General features: G+C 62.1%; 15 protein-coding genes. 8 read left to right on the top strand and 7 right to left on the bottom strand.

What is annotated here, in order from left to right; all coding sequences use genetic code 11:
- Positions 1-109: 109 nt before the first annotated feature.
- The 6 genes from lptC (at position 110) to ptsN (ending at position 5,360) form a co-directional block, all read left to right on the top strand.
- Entirely contained in the window at positions 110-823 is a 714-nt protein-coding gene (lptC, locus tag NKJ23_RS00305) for an LPS export ABC transporter periplasmic protein LptC (protein ID WP_023675263.1), read from the top strand.
- Positions 810-1,418: an LptA/OstA family protein gene (locus NKJ23_RS00300; RefSeq protein WP_292664963.1), complete on the top strand. Its 609-nt coding sequence runs from the start codon at positions 810-812 to the stop codon at positions 1,416-1,418. Before lptC ends, NKJ23_RS00300 begins: the two co-directional genes overlap by 14 nt.
- A complete protein-coding gene (gene lptB, locus NKJ23_RS00295) occupies positions 1,418-2,236 on the top strand; it encodes an LPS export ABC transporter ATP-binding protein (RefSeq protein WP_292664962.1) in 819 nt (272 codons plus the stop codon). Before NKJ23_RS00300 ends, lptB begins: the two co-directional genes overlap by 1 nt.
- A gap of 197 nt (positions 2,237-2,433) precedes the next feature.
- The gene (gene rpoN, locus NKJ23_RS00290; RefSeq protein ID WP_352677591.1) at positions 2,434-3,960 is read left to right on the top strand and encodes an RNA polymerase factor sigma-54; all 1,527 of its coding nucleotides are present in this window, start codon (positions 2,434-2,436) and stop codon (positions 3,958-3,960) included.
- Positions 3,961-4,251: 291 nt separating this feature from the next.
- Complete coding sequence (gene hpf, locus NKJ23_RS00285; RefSeq protein WP_023675267.1) at positions 4,252-4,836, top strand: ribosome hibernation-promoting factor, HPF/YfiA family; 585 nt, start codon at positions 4,252-4,254, stop codon at positions 4,834-4,836.
- Positions 4,837-4,895: 59 nt separating this feature from the next.
- A complete protein-coding gene (gene ptsN, locus NKJ23_RS00280; RefSeq protein ID WP_023675268.1) occupies positions 4,896-5,360 on the top strand; it encodes a PTS IIA-like nitrogen regulatory protein PtsN in 465 nt (154 codons plus the stop codon).
- Between the two features lie 111 nt (positions 5,361-5,471).
- Here ptsN and NKJ23_RS00275 read toward each other — a convergent pair whose 3' ends face one another.
- A complete protein-coding gene (locus NKJ23_RS00275) occupies positions 5,472-5,729 on the bottom strand; it encodes a BQ00720 family protein (RefSeq protein ID WP_352677589.1) in 258 nt (85 codons plus the stop codon).
- 63 nt (positions 5,730-5,792) lie between these two features.
- Positions 5,793-6,218, bottom strand: a complete 426-nt coding sequence (locus NKJ23_RS00270; RefSeq protein WP_023675270.1) for an Hsp20 family protein — start codon at positions 6,216-6,218, stop codon at positions 5,793-5,795.
- 144 nt (positions 6,219-6,362) lie between these two features.
- On the opposite strand from NKJ23_RS00270, the gene NKJ23_RS00265 reads away from it, so the two are divergent.
- The gene (locus tag NKJ23_RS00265; protein WP_352677588.1) at positions 6,363-7,304 is read left to right on the top strand and encodes a nucleoside hydrolase; all 942 of its coding nucleotides are present in this window, start codon (positions 6,363-6,365) and stop codon (positions 7,302-7,304) included.
- 490 nt (positions 7,305-7,794) lie between these two features.
- On the opposite strand, the gene NKJ23_RS00260 is transcribed toward NKJ23_RS00265, so the two are convergent.
- From NKJ23_RS00260 to NKJ23_RS00240, 5 genes are all read right to left on the bottom strand, one after another.
- Positions 7,795-8,163: a hypothetical protein gene (locus NKJ23_RS00260; RefSeq protein ID WP_352677586.1), complete on the bottom strand. Its 369-nt coding sequence runs from the start codon at positions 8,161-8,163 to the stop codon at positions 7,795-7,797.
- Between the two features lie 52 nt (positions 8,164-8,215).
- Positions 8,216-8,830 carry a LysE family translocator gene (locus NKJ23_RS00255; RefSeq protein WP_023675274.1) on the bottom strand — a complete coding sequence of 205 codons (615 nt, stop codon included), beginning with the start codon at positions 8,828-8,830 and terminating at the stop codon, positions 8,216-8,218.
- 103 nt (positions 8,831-8,933) lie between these two features.
- The gene (locus tag NKJ23_RS00250) at positions 8,934-10,394 is read right to left on the bottom strand and encodes an amidase (protein WP_352677584.1); all 1,461 of its coding nucleotides are present in this window, start codon (positions 10,392-10,394) and stop codon (positions 8,934-8,936) included.
- A gap of 6 nt (positions 10,395-10,400) precedes the next feature.
- Positions 10,401-11,309: a ribokinase gene (locus tag NKJ23_RS00245; RefSeq protein WP_352640818.1), complete on the bottom strand. Its 909-nt coding sequence runs from the start codon at positions 11,307-11,309 to the stop codon at positions 10,401-10,403.
- A 117-nt stretch (positions 11,310-11,426) separates the two neighbouring features.
- Positions 11,427-12,317, bottom strand: coding sequence for a methylated-DNA--[protein]-cysteine S-methyltransferase (locus tag NKJ23_RS00240; protein ID WP_031211349.1), 891 nt, complete (start codon positions 12,315-12,317; stop codon positions 11,427-11,429).
- Positions 12,318-12,432: 115 nt separating this feature from the next.
- Here NKJ23_RS00240 and NKJ23_RS00235 point away from each other — a divergent pair, with 115 nt between their 5' ends.
- Complete coding sequence (locus NKJ23_RS00235; RefSeq protein ID WP_023675280.1) at positions 12,433-13,248, top strand: class I SAM-dependent methyltransferase; 816 nt, start codon at positions 12,433-12,435, stop codon at positions 13,246-13,248.

Here is a 13,248-nt window from a genome sequence, read left to right as displayed (position 1 = left end):
AGGGGCGGCTGTCACATTTTTGCGGTTTTCCTCGGCTTGTGCTTGCTTGAGGGCGCCGGCACCCCACCTATAGGGCGGCCTGGCGGGCAGGGGTTTAGAAGAAGCAGTCATGTTAGCGGGACCAATCGAACCGACCAACACCGAGACGGAGTTGGCTCCCAAGGCCGCAGGCCGGGCGCGGGTCGACGCGTTTGACGTTGCGCAGCGTCATTCGCGCCGGGTTCGTATCCTCAAGCTGGCCGTGCCGCTGGTCGCTGCCGTGATTGCGGTCGCGTTTCCCGTCTATTCCTATCTCATGGCTCCCGCTGCAATCGAGGTGCAGGCCGACGGCGGCGCCTTTGCCGATGGCAAGCTGGTGATGGCCAACCCCAAGCTCAACGGCTTCACCAAACAGAACCTGCCCTATTCGATGACAGCCCTGCGCGCCATACAGGATGTCAGCAAACAAGGCATCATCGATCTGGAAGGCATCAAGGCCAAGCTGCCGATTGCGGCCGACAACACGGCGGCCATCGATGCCACGCACGGCACCTATGATCGCGACGGCAACACGCTCAGCCTGACCAGCGATGTGACCGTGTCGACCACGGATGGTGTGGTGGCAAAATTCAAATCAGTCTATCTCGACATGGGCGAAGGCACTATGAAGACAAGCGAGCCCGTCGATGTCAGCCGCGGCGGGTCGCGGATCAGGGCGGATTCGATGTCGGTCCAGGACAATGGCAAGGTCCTGGTTTTCGAGAACAAGGTGCGCGTCGACATCGATCCCGCCAGTTTGAAGGCGGCAGAGGCAAAGAGCGGAGAGACCAATGCGGTTCAGTAGTTCGGCACGGCGCCTCGCCGCGATTTCGGCGTTGACGCTTGGGTTGCCCTTGGGGCTGACCTTCGGGACGGCGCCGTCTCTGGCGCAATCCAGTGCCACGAGCCAAATGTCCGGCCTCAGGCTGTCGGGCGACAAGCCTATCCAGATCGAAAGCGACAAGCTCGAGGTGCGCCAGGCGGAAAGCGTTGCCGTCTTCACCGGCAACGTCAACGTCGTCCAGGGTCCAACCGTGCTCAAGGCCGGCAAAATGACGGTCTATTACGTCAGGGATGCAGGCGCCGCTAAAGGCGCCCAGCCCGCGGGTGCCGCGGCAATGACCGGATCCGCCAACATCGACCATCTCGAGGTCGACGATAAGGTCTACATCAAATCGGACAATCAGGTTGCTACCGGCGACCGCGGCACCTTCGACATGAAGACCGAAGTGCTGGTGCTTTCGGGCAGCAAGGTCGTGCTCTCGCAAGGCGACAACGTGCTTGTCGGCTGCAAGCTTACTGTGCAGATGAAGAGCGGCCTTGCCCAGGTCGACGCTTGCGGCGGCCGCGTCATGATGTCGATCACGCCGCCGGCGAAGTCTGGAGCAGCGAAACCCTGATGACCGGTATATCGTCGCTGCTGGCGCGTCTTCCAGGGCGCGCCGCCAGCAAACTTGCGGCACCGGCCAGGGTCACCGTCGAAGCGGCAAAGTTCAAGGGAACCTTGATCGCCAAGGGGCTGACCAAAAGCTACAAGGGCCGCAAAGTCGTCAGCGGCGTGACGCTGGGCGTGCGCGCCGGCGAGGCGGTTGGGCTGCTCGGCCCCAACGGCGCCGGCAAGACGACCTGTTTCTACATGGTAACCGGCCTGGTGCCGGTCGATGAAGGCACGATCGAAATCGACGGTTTCGACGTCACGTCGATGCCGATGTATCGCCGCGCCCGTCTCGGGATCGGCTATCTGCCGCAGGAAGCCTCGATTTTTCGCGGCCTGAATGTCGAGCAAAACATCCGGGCCGTGCTCGAAGTGGTCGAAAAGAGCCGCAAGGAGCGTGAGCGCCTGCTCGACGAATTGCTCGAGGAATTCCACATCAGCCATCTGCGCAAGGCTCCGTCGCTGTCGCTCTCCGGCGGTGAGCGGCGACGCCTCGAAATTGCCCGCGCCTTGGCAACCCGCCCCGCCTACATGTTGCTCGACGAACCTTTCGCCGGCATCGATCCGATCGCCGTCGCCGACATCCAGCAGCTCGTGCGCCACTTGACGGCACGTGGCATCGGCGTTCTGATCACCGACCACAATGTCCGCGAGACACTTGGCCTGATCGACCGCGCCTACATCATCCATGCCGGCCAGGTGCTGACCCATGGTCGAGCCGACGAAGTGGTCGCAAATGCCGATGTGCGGCGGCTTTATCTCGGCGAGGGATTTACGCTCTAAGTGCGAAATTCCGGCTCGAGCGGGATTTCCGGCGTAGTCCAGCAGCTTTTTCTTCAATTTTCTGCCTGAAAAGGCGCCGGCAGGCGAGTTTTACCGCTCCTCGCCTTGACAAGCAAAAGCCGGGCCAGTTTCTATGCTGGCCTGGAAAATTCCTTCCAGCAGTGCGGGTGCGTAGACGGAGCGTTTGAAACCGAACCATGGCGTTGGCGGCAAAACTACAGCTACGACAGTCGCAGTCGCTGGTGATGACGCCGCAGCTGATGCAGTCGATCCGCCTGCTGCAGTTCACCCATCTCGAGCTGGAACGCTTTATCGACGACGAGATCGAACGCAATCCCCTGCTGGAACGCGCCGAACCGCAGGAGGACGCCGCCGGCGACCAGGCGCAGAAGGGCGACGCCGCATCGGAACCGGCTGCCGACGGCGACTGGTTCGAGGCGGAAACGGCGTGGAGCGCCGAGGCGATCTCGGAAAAGCTCGATACGTCGCTGGAAAACCTGTTTCCTGACGATCCTGGTACGAGCGAGCGGCTCGGGCCCGACCTGACGGCACAATGGAAATCGGCGTCCGGCAACGGTTCCACCTCTTCCTCCGACGGCTTCGATGTCGCGGATATGGCGGCGGCGGCCATCACGCTGCGCGACCATGTCGGCGAGCAGGTGGCGCTCGCCTTTGCCGATCCGGCGGCGCGCCTGATCGCCGGCGAGCTTGCCGACGGCCTCGACGAGGCCGGCTACATGCGTGCCGACATGGCCGAGATCGCCGCCCGCCTCGGCACGGACGCCACGGCGGTGGCAAGGGTCCTGGCGGTCTGCCAGACATTTGAGCCCGCCGGCATATTCGCCCGCGACCTCGCCGAATGCCTGTTGCTGCAGCTGGCCGTGCGCGACCGGCTCGATCCGGCGATGAAGGCGCTGATCGCCAATCTCGAACTCCTGGCACGGCGCGATTTCCAGACGCTGAAGCGGATTTGCGGCGTCGACGAGGAGGATCTGCTCGACATGCTGGCCGAGATCCGGGCGCTCGACCCGCGACCGGGAATGGCGTTTTCGCGCGGTGCCAGCGATGCGATCGTGGCCGACGTCGAGGTGCGTGCAGCCAATGACGGCAGCTGGACGGTCGAGCTCAATGCCGAGACGCTGCCGCGCGTGCTGGTCGATCACATCTATTTCGCCCAGGTCACGCCACATGCGAAAAACCAGGCGGAAAAGGATTTCCTTGCCGAATGCCTGCAGAACGCCAACTGGCTCACGCGCAGCCTCGACCAGCGGGCGAAGACCATTCTCAAGGTGGCCTCTGAGATCGTGCGCCAGCAGGACGCTTTTCTCGTCCACGGCGTGCGGCACCTGAAGCCGCTCAACCTGCGCACGGTGGCGGACGCCATCGGCATGCACGAATCAACGGTCAGCCGGGTCACGGCAAACAAATACATGCTGACGCCGCGCGGTGTGTTCGAGCTGCGCTATTTCTTCACCGCCTCGATCGCTTCGTCAGGTGGCGGCGATGCGCATTCGTCGGAAGCGGTGCGCGACCGCATAAAGCAGCTGATCGACGAGGAGAAAGCCATCGATGTGCTTTCCGACGATGCCATCGTGGACATGCTGCGGGAAAGCGGCGTCGACATCGCCAGGCGCACGGTGGCCAAATACCGGGAAGGCATGAACATACCCTCTTCGGTGCAGCGGCGGCGCGAAAAACGCGCTTTGGCCAGCGCCGGCCGTTGATCTCCGGCGGAATTTCCACAGCTTTCGCCATTCATTGACAAGCGGCGACGAAGTGGCTAGAAGCCCGCCCGCATGAGACGGGCTGGCGAGTGGATTTGAGTTCGCCGATGCCCGCACAAGAGATGGTCCGTCACGACGTAGGCCACGGGACGGCCAAGAAGGCGGCTTGTGATCAACCGGAAAGTTCGGATCTAAAATCGGCGCAAGTGACGCCGCAAAAGCTTGTGCGCGCGGACCACGAGTATAAACTCGGGACAGTTTGAAGCCTGAGCAAGGAAGGTCAGTTTTCAGATGACACTGCGCATATCGGGAAAACACATGGATATCGGCGATGCGTTCCGTACGCGCATCAACGACCGTGTCGGGGAAGTGATCGGGAAATATTTCGATCGGGGCTTTTCAGGGCAAATCGTAGTCGTCAAATCGGGGTCGCGCTACACGGCCGATTGCATGATCCGGCTGGACTCCGGTGCTTCGCTGCAGGCGACCGGCGATGCCCAGGATCCAACGCTTGCCTTCGATACCGCGGCAGACCGTCTGGAAACGCGCCTCAGGCGCTACAAGCGCCGGCTGAAGTCGCACAATTCAGGCAATAGCAACGGCGAGCTCACCGACGTCGCCTATACGGTGATGGCACCGCTTGCCGACGACGAGGAGGACATACCGGAGAATTTCGCGCCGGCCATCGTCGCCGAATCGACTATGACGCTGCGGACCATGTCGGTGGCGTCAGCGGTGATCGAACTCGACACCAAGGACAGCCCGGTCCTGGTCTTCCGCAATGCCGGAAATGACCATCTCAACATCGTCTATCGCCGGCCGGACGGGAATATCGGCTGGATCGACCCGTCCACGGCCAAGGTCGCGCAGGGGTAAAGACCAGCCGCACGCGAGCGTGGGGACTGGCGACGGCAGGCGAACAAGGGATTTCAAGCATGGATCTGAGCGATCTCGTCAGCGTTCCGGCAATCATGCCGGCGTTGAAGGCGAACTCCAAAAAGCAGCTGCTGCAATTGCTGTCCGAAAGGGCGGCGGCGATTTCCGGCATTCCGGAGCGAGAGGTGTTCGACACCATCCTGCAACGCGAGCGGCTCGGCTCGACCGGCGTCGGCAACGGCATCGCCATTCCGCACGGCAAGCTGGCTGGGGTGAAGCGGATCGCCGGCGTTTTTGCCCGGCTGGAGACACCGGTGGACTTCGAGGCCCTCGATGATCAGCCGGTCGACCTGGTGTTTCTGCTTTTGGCTCCCGAAGGTGCCGGCGCCGATCACCTCAAGGCGCTGTCGCGCATCGCGCGGGTGCTGCGCGACGCCGACACGGTTGCCAAGATCAGGGGCACGCGCGACGCCGTGGCCATCCATGCGCTGCTGTCGGACACGCAGGCCTCGCACGCCGCTTGAGGTTTTGATTAAATCCGTTGAAGGGCCGCCGTGAGCGGCCCTGTCCGTTTCCAGCCAGATCGCTGCGCCGTATTTGTCAGTTGATGGCGCCAATGTTGGTGGATAGCGACGTTAGTGGATAGCGACCGGGGTCAGATCGTTTTCCAGCGCGCCAGCCAGTGCCCGGTCGCGAGCGTCCGAAAGCAGGATCGGCTGGCCATTAGCGGCAAACAGGGCCCACAGTTCCAGACCCGGCGCGATTTCGCCGAGGCCCGGGAAACGTCCGCGCAGATCGTCGCTCGACACTTTCCTGAGATAGGCGACCGAACCTTCGCCGAGATGGGCGAATTCGCCGCTGGTCATGATGATATCCTCGTTAGTTCTGGTCATTTCAAGCCTCCTTGCCGCGAGACGCCGCTCAAGGCCATCCCGCATGAGAGCTATCGGCAAAAATCAGTCTTTCACCGATATGTTTATTTTTCGTACCAGCCGTTCGGATTCCGGCCGATCGAGATCGATCGACAGAAGGCCGTTCTTCAATTCGGCCGCAATCACCCGCATGCCGTCGGCCAGCACGAAACAGCGCTGGAACTGGCGCGCGGCGATGCCGCGGTGGAGAAATTCGCGCTCGGTGTCGTCGTTCTGACGGCCGCGCACGACCAACTGGTTCTCCTCCGTTGTGACATCGAGATCGCTTTCCGCGAAACCGGCGACGGCGAGCGTGATACGCAGCCTTTCGGTTTTGCCGTCGGCACCGCTGAGGCGCTCGATGTTGTAGGGAGGATAGCTGTCACCGGACTTTGCCAACCGCTCCAGCGTCTTTTCCATGGAATCGAAACCGAGGAGAAGCGGGCTGGAAAAAGGCGTCATTCGGCTCATGTTACAGTGTCCTCTCAAGAGCGACATAAAGTGGAAAAACCCGGATGGCATTTTTCCCGATGGTCTTGATATGGTCCGCCGCCCGGCAGACTTCAAGCCGTCACACGTCCCGCCCAAAAAGACTTGCCAAAACAAGGAATTGAAATGCCCCAATCCCGCAGGATCATCATCGACACTGACCCCGGCCAGGACGATGCCGTCGCCATATTGCTGGCGCTCGGCAGCGCCGAGCTGGAGATCGTCGGCATCACCGCGGTGGCCGGCAACGTGCCGCTGAAACTTACCGAAAAAAACGCCCGCAAGATCTGCGAGCTGGCCGGCCGGCCGGACGTCAAGGTCTATGCAGGCGCCATCCGGCCGCTGGCGCGCGAACTGGTCACCGCCGAGGAAGTGCATGGCAAGACCGGCCTCAACGGGCCGCAACTGCCCGAACCAAAGATGAAACTGCAGGAAGAGTATGCGGTCGATTTCATCGTCGAGACGCTGATGAGGGAGGAGAGCGGCACGATCACGCTGTGCGCGCTCGGGCCGCTCACCAACATTGCGTTGGCGCTGATCCGCGAGCCGAAAATCGCGCCGCGCATCAAGGAAATCGTGCTGATGGGCGGCGGCTTCTTCGAGGGCGGCAACGTCACGCCGACCGCCGAGTTCAACATCTATGTCGATCCGCATGCCGCCGATGTCGTGTTCAAATCCGGCATTCCGATCGTGATGATGCCGCTCGACGTCACCCACAAGGCGCTGACCACCGCCAAGCGCACGAAGGCCTTCCGTAAGCTCGGCACCAGGGTCGGCACGGCCACCGCGGACATGCTGGAATTCTTCGAACGTTTCGACGAGGAGAAATACGGTACCGACGGCGGCCCGCTGCACGATCCTTGCGTGATCGCGTATCTGCTGAAGCCGAAGCTGTTCAAGGGTCGCAACTGCAATGTCAGCGTGGAAACCGCCTCGGAGCTCACCATGGGCATGACGGTGATCGACTGGTGGGGGGTGACCAAGCGGTCGAAGAACGCCATGGTGATGCGCGACATCGACCATGATGCGTTTTTCGCGCTGTTGCTGGAAAGGCTGGGGCGGCTTTAGGGCTGCTCAGTAGTTGAGCAGGCGGTAGGTGGTGGTACCGTCCTGGCGTTGCTGTTCTTCGATCGAGACTTCCGATCCGATCATGTGGGGTGTTTCCACCTCACCATCGACAAATATCCGAGCGTTGCCGTCATGGAGGCGGACTTCATATCTATAATAAAGTCCATGTCCGACGGAACCTTTCGGATTTAGAGGCATCGTCGCAACATCTTCGACGGTGCCTCCTACGAGTTGTGTGCCAGTGATCGGACTGTTCTGCCTAGTTACAATCGGCACAGCGATCGCGAGAGCGAGCGCGCACAAGATTGTGATGCCAACAACTCTGTCGCGAAACTCTTCCCGAAGCAAAAGAATGCGGGTTCTAAGAGAAATATTTGTCGGCCCCATACCTTAGAGTTGAGTAGCATAGGGGCTTTGTTCAAGAGCGATTCCCCGAAAAAGCCATGTCACTCGCTTCACCTTTGAAAACAGCTTATCGATCGATCGTCGTTCAATTTGCAAACCGGTAAAAGACGAAGCCATTGTCGCGCGTGACGCGCTCGATGCCGACGCGCGAGCCGATCAGATGCGGGAGGTCGTCGTAAACCAGGACCGTCGAACCGTTCTCAAGGACCAGCAGATGTTGGATATTCCGCCCTTTACCCTGTCCACTTTTGATCGTTGCATCGACCGGATCAACCGACCGGATCGGACTTGCGTCATTCGCCCATTTGTTCAGAGCCGACGGAACCATAACCGCGAACAAACCAATGAGCAGGATCACGCCAAACGCGTTCCTTTTCAAATCCGCGTAAGTCCACGGCATAGACATGAATCCCCAACTGTTGATCCATGTGGTGGCCTGAAGGCCGACTTTCAATCGGCCTTCCTATTCCAGGATGTTGCTGTTGGCGTCGCCGGGCTCGCGGCCGTTACTTCGCCTTGGAAAAGGCCAGCCACAGGCCGCCGCCCACCAGGAAGCTGCCGCTGATCCTCGACAAGAGCTTGACGCGGCCGGCCGACAGCAGACGCCCTGCGCGGCCGGCGGCCAGCGCGTAGGTCGAATCCGAGACGGCGGCGAAGATCATCGCGGTGAGACCCATGACGCCGATCTGTAACGCGTAATTGCCTTCAGGCGCGATGAACTGCGGAAAGAAGGCGCCGAAGAACACTAGCGTCTTTGGATTGCTGATCGCCACCAGCAGGCCCTGCAGGAAGAAGCCGCCACGCGGCTTTTTTGCCGATCCGTCGGCGTTAAGCTTGCCTTTCGAGCGGAACATCTGCACGCCCATCCAGATCAGGTAAGCGGCGCCGATCAGCCGGACCCATTCGAACCAGTGGCCCATGCCGGCGATCAGCGAGGTCAGCCCGATGCCGACAATGGCGATCATGATGGCTAGCCCGGCCTGGGTGCCAGCGACATTGGCGAGACCGGCGCGCGAGCCGTGGCGGATGCTGTTGGCGATGATCAGCGTCACCGTCGGCCCCGGCACCAGGATGATGACGATGCAGGCGACGACGTAGGTGGCGTAGAGTTCCAGCGACATTTTTCCCTCCACAGAATGCCGCTCGTGCGGCGCGCTGTCGCGATCAATGCATGACGATGAGTTGCGTGCAAGTCGGCGAGGCGCCGACAATACGGAGCTGATTTCAGCAGGCGCCGGCCTGCCATGGCAGCGTGGCCTCATACGCGGCAGCCGCCCTCAGCACGGATAGGTCACCGCGCGGCCGCCCGATCAATTGCATGCCCATTGGCCTGCCCCTGGCGTCGAAGCCCGCCGGTACGTTGACCGCCGGGCAGCCGCCCAGCGTGGCGAGCGCTGAGACCTGCATCCAGCGGTGATAGCTGTCCATGGCACGCCCGGCCACTTCCCTTGGCCAGTGGGTGACGACATCGAAGGGAAAGACCTGTGCGGCTGGCAGCGCAATCAGGTCGAAACGCTCGAAGAGCGACAGCAGCATTCGATGCCAGGACGAGCGCCTCACCGTGGCGGCGTGGATCTGCGGCGCGGTGAGGCGCAGTGCATGTTCCACCTCCCAAACGGCCTCCGGCTTCAGCAGACTTCGTTTCAGGAGATCGTCGTAATGCGCCTTGAGTGCACAACCGCTGCTCGCCTGGCGAAGCGTTACAAAGGCTTGCCACAGCGCTTCGAAGTCGAATTCCGGCATCAGCGGCTCGGCCTCGAAGGATACATCCGCGAACCGGCCGAGTGCTGCCTCGCAAAGCTGTAGAACGCCTGCTTCAACCGGCAGATGGCCGTTAAGATCGCCGAGCCAGGCGATGCGCCCGCCGGCCGCCGGTGCTTCCAGCCCTTCGAGGAACGAGCCTGGCTTATCATGCGACAGCGGCGCGCGAGGATGATAGCCGGCCTGAACGTCGAGCAGCAACGCCATGTCACGCACGTTACGCCCCATCGGCCCTTCGACGCCCATTTGCGCAAGAAACACATCAAGGTCAGGGCCGGCCGGCACCAATCCCTGCGATGGACGGAAGCCATAGACATTGTTGTAGGCAGCGGGATTGCGCAGGGAACCGCCAAAATCGCTGCCATCGGCAACGGGAACCATGTCGAGCGCCAGCGCGACCGCCGCACCGCCGCTCGAGCCGCCGGCGGTCAGCGCCGGGTCAAATGCGTTGAGCGTCTGTCCGAACACGGTGTTGTAGGTGTTGGAGCCGAGCCCGAATTCGGGAACGTTGGTCTTGCCGATGATGATCGCGCCGGCCTTGCGGACGCGCTCGACGAAGAAGTCGTCTTCCTCAGGCACAAAATCGGCGAAGATCGGCGAGCCGAAGGCGGTTCTCAGGCCTTTTGTCAGCGCAAGATCCTTGATCGCGATCGGCAGGCCGAACAGCGATCCGGTATCTCCTCCTCGCGCCAGATGAGCGTCAGCGCTGTCGGCCTCGCGCAGGATGTCGGCACGCTCACGCAATGAAACGATAGCGTTGACCAGCGGGTTCACCGCCTCGATCCTGTCGAGGAATGCCGCGACCACTTCGCGCACCGAAAGCTGCCGGCGCCTGATCTTCCCGGCAAGCTCCACGGCAGACAGGCGGCAGATGTCGCCGGCGGGCGGCACCGCGTGCTTCGTCGTCGGGTGCATGGCTGTCATCCCGCTTTAGCCTGCAGATTTCTGCAGGGCGGCATCGACGTCCCTGGCCAGCGGGATGGCCGGCTGTGCACCGGCCTTCAGGCAGGCCAGCGAACCGGCTGCGGCAGCGCGGGCAAGCGCCTGGTCGAGCGGCAGGCCGGCTGCCAGCCCGGCTGCAAAATAGCCGCAGAACGTGTCGCCGGCGCCGACCGTATCGAGCGGACTGATCTTCAGCGCCGGAACCATCAGGAGATCGTCCGGCGTTGCCGCCAGAACGCCGTCCGAGCCAAGCGTGACGACGATGGTGCGGCCGGTTCTCGCGGCATAGTCGCGCATCCGTGCCGGGCGGTCGCGGCCATTCAACGACAGCGCCTCGCCGTAGAGGTCGAACTCGGTTTCGTTGGCGACGAGATAGTCGGCCTTGCCGAGGAAGCCGGCCGCGTCGCCATGGAAAGGTGCGGTGTTGAGCACTGTGATCGCGCCGGCTGTCCTTGCCGCGTCGAGTGCTGCCTCGACGGTCTGCAGCGGGATCTCCAATTGCAGCAGCACGATGTCGCCGTTTTTCAGGAAGGCCTTGGAAAGGTCACCCGGCACGACCGAATCATTGGCGCCCGGCACAACGGCGATCACGTTCTCGCCGTCGGCGCCGACCATGATCAACGCGGTACCGGTCGAGGCAAAGGTCTCGCCGACGCCGGACAGGTCGATCTTGCCGTCGCGCAGCAGCGCCAGAGCGTCGCTGGCGAAGCTGTCCTTGCCGACCGCGCCGACCATGCGCACCTTGGCGCCGGCGCGGGCGGCGGCCAGCGCCTGGTTGGCGCCCTTGCCGCCGGGGGCAGTAGCGAAACCGGAGCCGCGCACGGTCTCGCCGGGACCGGGCAAGCGGTCGACACTTGCGATGAGATCGAGATTGATGGAGCCGATGACGACGATCAAGAAATGCCCCCCGCTAGCGCATACCACTCTAATTGCGCGGGAAGCTACTCCGTAAGATCGCTGCTTGTCACCCTAGCGGTCCTTGCGTCGCTCGTGTCGTTTCCATTCGTTGGCTATTCAAGAGACCTGTCCCGCCTCCCAGCCGAGGATGGCGCGTTTTCGGGTCAGGCCCCAATGGTAGCCGGTGAGTGCGCCGGACTTGCCGAGAGCCCGGTGGCACGGCACGACGAAGGACATCGGATTGGCACCGACCGCGGCACCGACAGCCCGGCTGGCGCTCGGTGCGCCGATGCGCGCGGCGATCGAGGAATAGGTGCAGGCCTGGCCCATCGGAATACGCAGCAAGGCCTCCCAGACACGGACCTGGAAGTCTGTGCCGATCATGACGACGCGCAGCGGCTGGTCGGCGCGCCACAGCGACGGATCGAAGATGCGCGCGGCATAGGGCGCCGTCGCCGCCATGTCCTCGACATAGGTCGCATTCGGCCAGCGGCTGGACATGTCGGCAAAGGCCGCACGCTCGCCGCCGGGGTCGTTGAAGGCGAGGCCGGCAAGGCCGCGGTCCGTCACCATGATCAGCGCGATGCCGAAAGGCGAGATATGATAGCCGTAGCGGATGGTGAGCCCTGCGCCGCGGGTCTTGTAATCGCCCGGCGACATCGCTTCGTGGGTGACGAACAGATCGTGCAGCCGGCCTGGGCCGGACATGCCGAGTTCGAACGAGGTTTCAAGCAGCGGCATGCCGGCATCGAGCAGCTTGCGCGCATGATCGAGGGTGACGGCCTGCAGAAAAGCCTTGGGCGACAGGCCGGCCCAGCGGGTGAACAGCTTCTGCAGCCCGGTCGGTGTCTCGCCGACCTCTTCGGCCAGCACTTCCAACGAAGGCTGGTCGCGATAGTCGAGGCTGATCTTTTCGATGGCACGACGGACGATTTCGTAGTCTCCACCTTCAGGCGTGATGTCTTTCTGAAGGATTGCTGTCGTTTTGAGAGGCATTTGGGCGTTCATGGCAGTATCTCCTTGAGTGCGAATATCGTCCTTCGCGGCGCCGATCACCACCCGAAACTTGCTTTCCCGCGGCATGTACCCAGATAGAGCTGGGCTTTGAATGGGGAGGACGGTCGTGGCTGGTGAAAAAGTAAACCTGACCGGGGCAAAGGAGACTTTGCTTTTGACACTTTACGGCAAGGCGCTGGAGAGCCGGCTGCCCAATTCGCTGCTCAGGGACTACTTTGCCGACGAGGCGGTGCGCAACATCGACTATGATTTCTCACGGCTCAAGGTCGACAACAATCTCGGCGTCGGTCTAGCAATCAGGGCAAAGACGCTGGACGTCTGCGTTCAGGACTTTCTCGCCCGAAATCCTGACGCCATCGTACTGCATCTCGGGTGTGGGCTCGATACGCGCATATTCCGTATCGACCCGCCAGCCGGCGTGGACTGGTTCGACGTCGACTATCCCGAAGTCATCGATCTCAGGCGCAAGCTCTATCCAGTGCGGGATCACTACCATCTGATCGCTTCGTCGGTCACCGAACCTGGATGGCTGAACAAAGTACCTCGGGATCGCCCGGCCATAGTCGTGGCGGAAGGCCTGACTCCCTACCTGGGTGCCGAGGAGGGGCAGCAACTGTTTTCTCGTTTGGTGGGACATCTTTCGAGCGGCGAACTGGTTTTCGATGCCTATAGTCGCCTGGGACTGAAGATCATTCGCCTCAATTCCTCCTTCCGCGCCACCGGCGCCGAGGTCCACTGGAGCATCGAGAACCCGCATGAATTGGAGCGAGCCGTTCCGAAGCTGCGGTTCGTCGAGGACATCCCTGCCTATAAGCCGGAACATGCCGCTCGCATGCGCTGGTTCGCGAAACTGTTCGTTCGCCTTTGGAAATACATTCCAGCATTGCGCAAGATCGGCAGGCTGTTGCGCTATCGGTTCTGA

The organism is Mesorhizobium sp. M0184, from assembly GCF_040322215.1.
In the GTDB taxonomy this organism is placed as follows: domain Bacteria; phylum Pseudomonadota; class Alphaproteobacteria; order Rhizobiales; family Rhizobiaceae; genus Mesorhizobium.
Note: the sequence above shows the minus strand (reverse complement) of the source record. Positions and strands in the feature narration are given on the sequence as shown.

What these genes read in the sequence shown, in the direction of transcription:
- NKJ23_RS00275 (WP_352677589.1), bottom strand. Translation starts at nt 5,729, where the DNA reads ATGACCAGAACTAACGAGGATATCATCATGACCAGCGGCGAATTCGCC.
- NKJ23_RS00300 (WP_292664963.1), top strand. Translation starts at nt 810, where the DNA reads ATGCGGTTCAGTAGTTCGGCACGGCGCCTCGCCGCGATTTCGGCGTTG.
- NKJ23_RS00265 (WP_352677588.1), top strand. Translation starts at nt 6,363, where the DNA reads ATGCCCCAATCCCGCAGGATCATCATCGACACTGACCCCGGCCAGGAC.
- ptsN (WP_023675268.1), top strand. Translation starts at nt 4,896, where the DNA reads ATGGATCTGAGCGATCTCGTCAGCGTTCCGGCAATCATGCCGGCGTTG.
- NKJ23_RS00255 (WP_023675274.1), bottom strand. Translation starts at nt 8,830, where the DNA reads ATGTCGCTGGAACTCTACGCCACCTACGTCGTCGCCTGCATCGTCATC.
- hpf (WP_023675267.1), top strand. Translation starts at nt 4,252, where the DNA reads ATGACACTGCGCATATCGGGAAAACACATGGATATCGGCGATGCGTTC.
- rpoN (WP_352677591.1), top strand. Translation starts at nt 2,434, where the DNA reads ATGGCGTTGGCGGCAAAACTACAGCTACGACAGTCGCAGTCGCTGGTG.
- lptC (WP_023675263.1), top strand. Translation starts at nt 110, where the DNA reads ATGTTAGCGGGACCAATCGAACCGACCAACACCGAGACGGAGTTGGCT.
- NKJ23_RS00250 (WP_352677584.1), bottom strand. Translation starts at nt 10,394, where the DNA reads ATGACAGCCATGCACCCGACGACGAAGCACGCGGTGCCGCCCGCCGGC.
- NKJ23_RS00270 (WP_023675270.1), bottom strand. Translation starts at nt 6,218, where the DNA reads ATGAGCCGAATGACGCCTTTTTCCAGCCCGCTTCTCCTCGGTTTCGAT.
- lptB (WP_292664962.1), top strand. Translation starts at nt 1,418, where the DNA reads ATGACCGGTATATCGTCGCTGCTGGCGCGTCTTCCAGGGCGCGCCGCC.
- NKJ23_RS00240 (WP_031211349.1), bottom strand. Translation starts at nt 12,317, where the DNA reads ATGAACGCCCAAATGCCTCTCAAAACGACAGCAATCCTTCAGAAAGAC.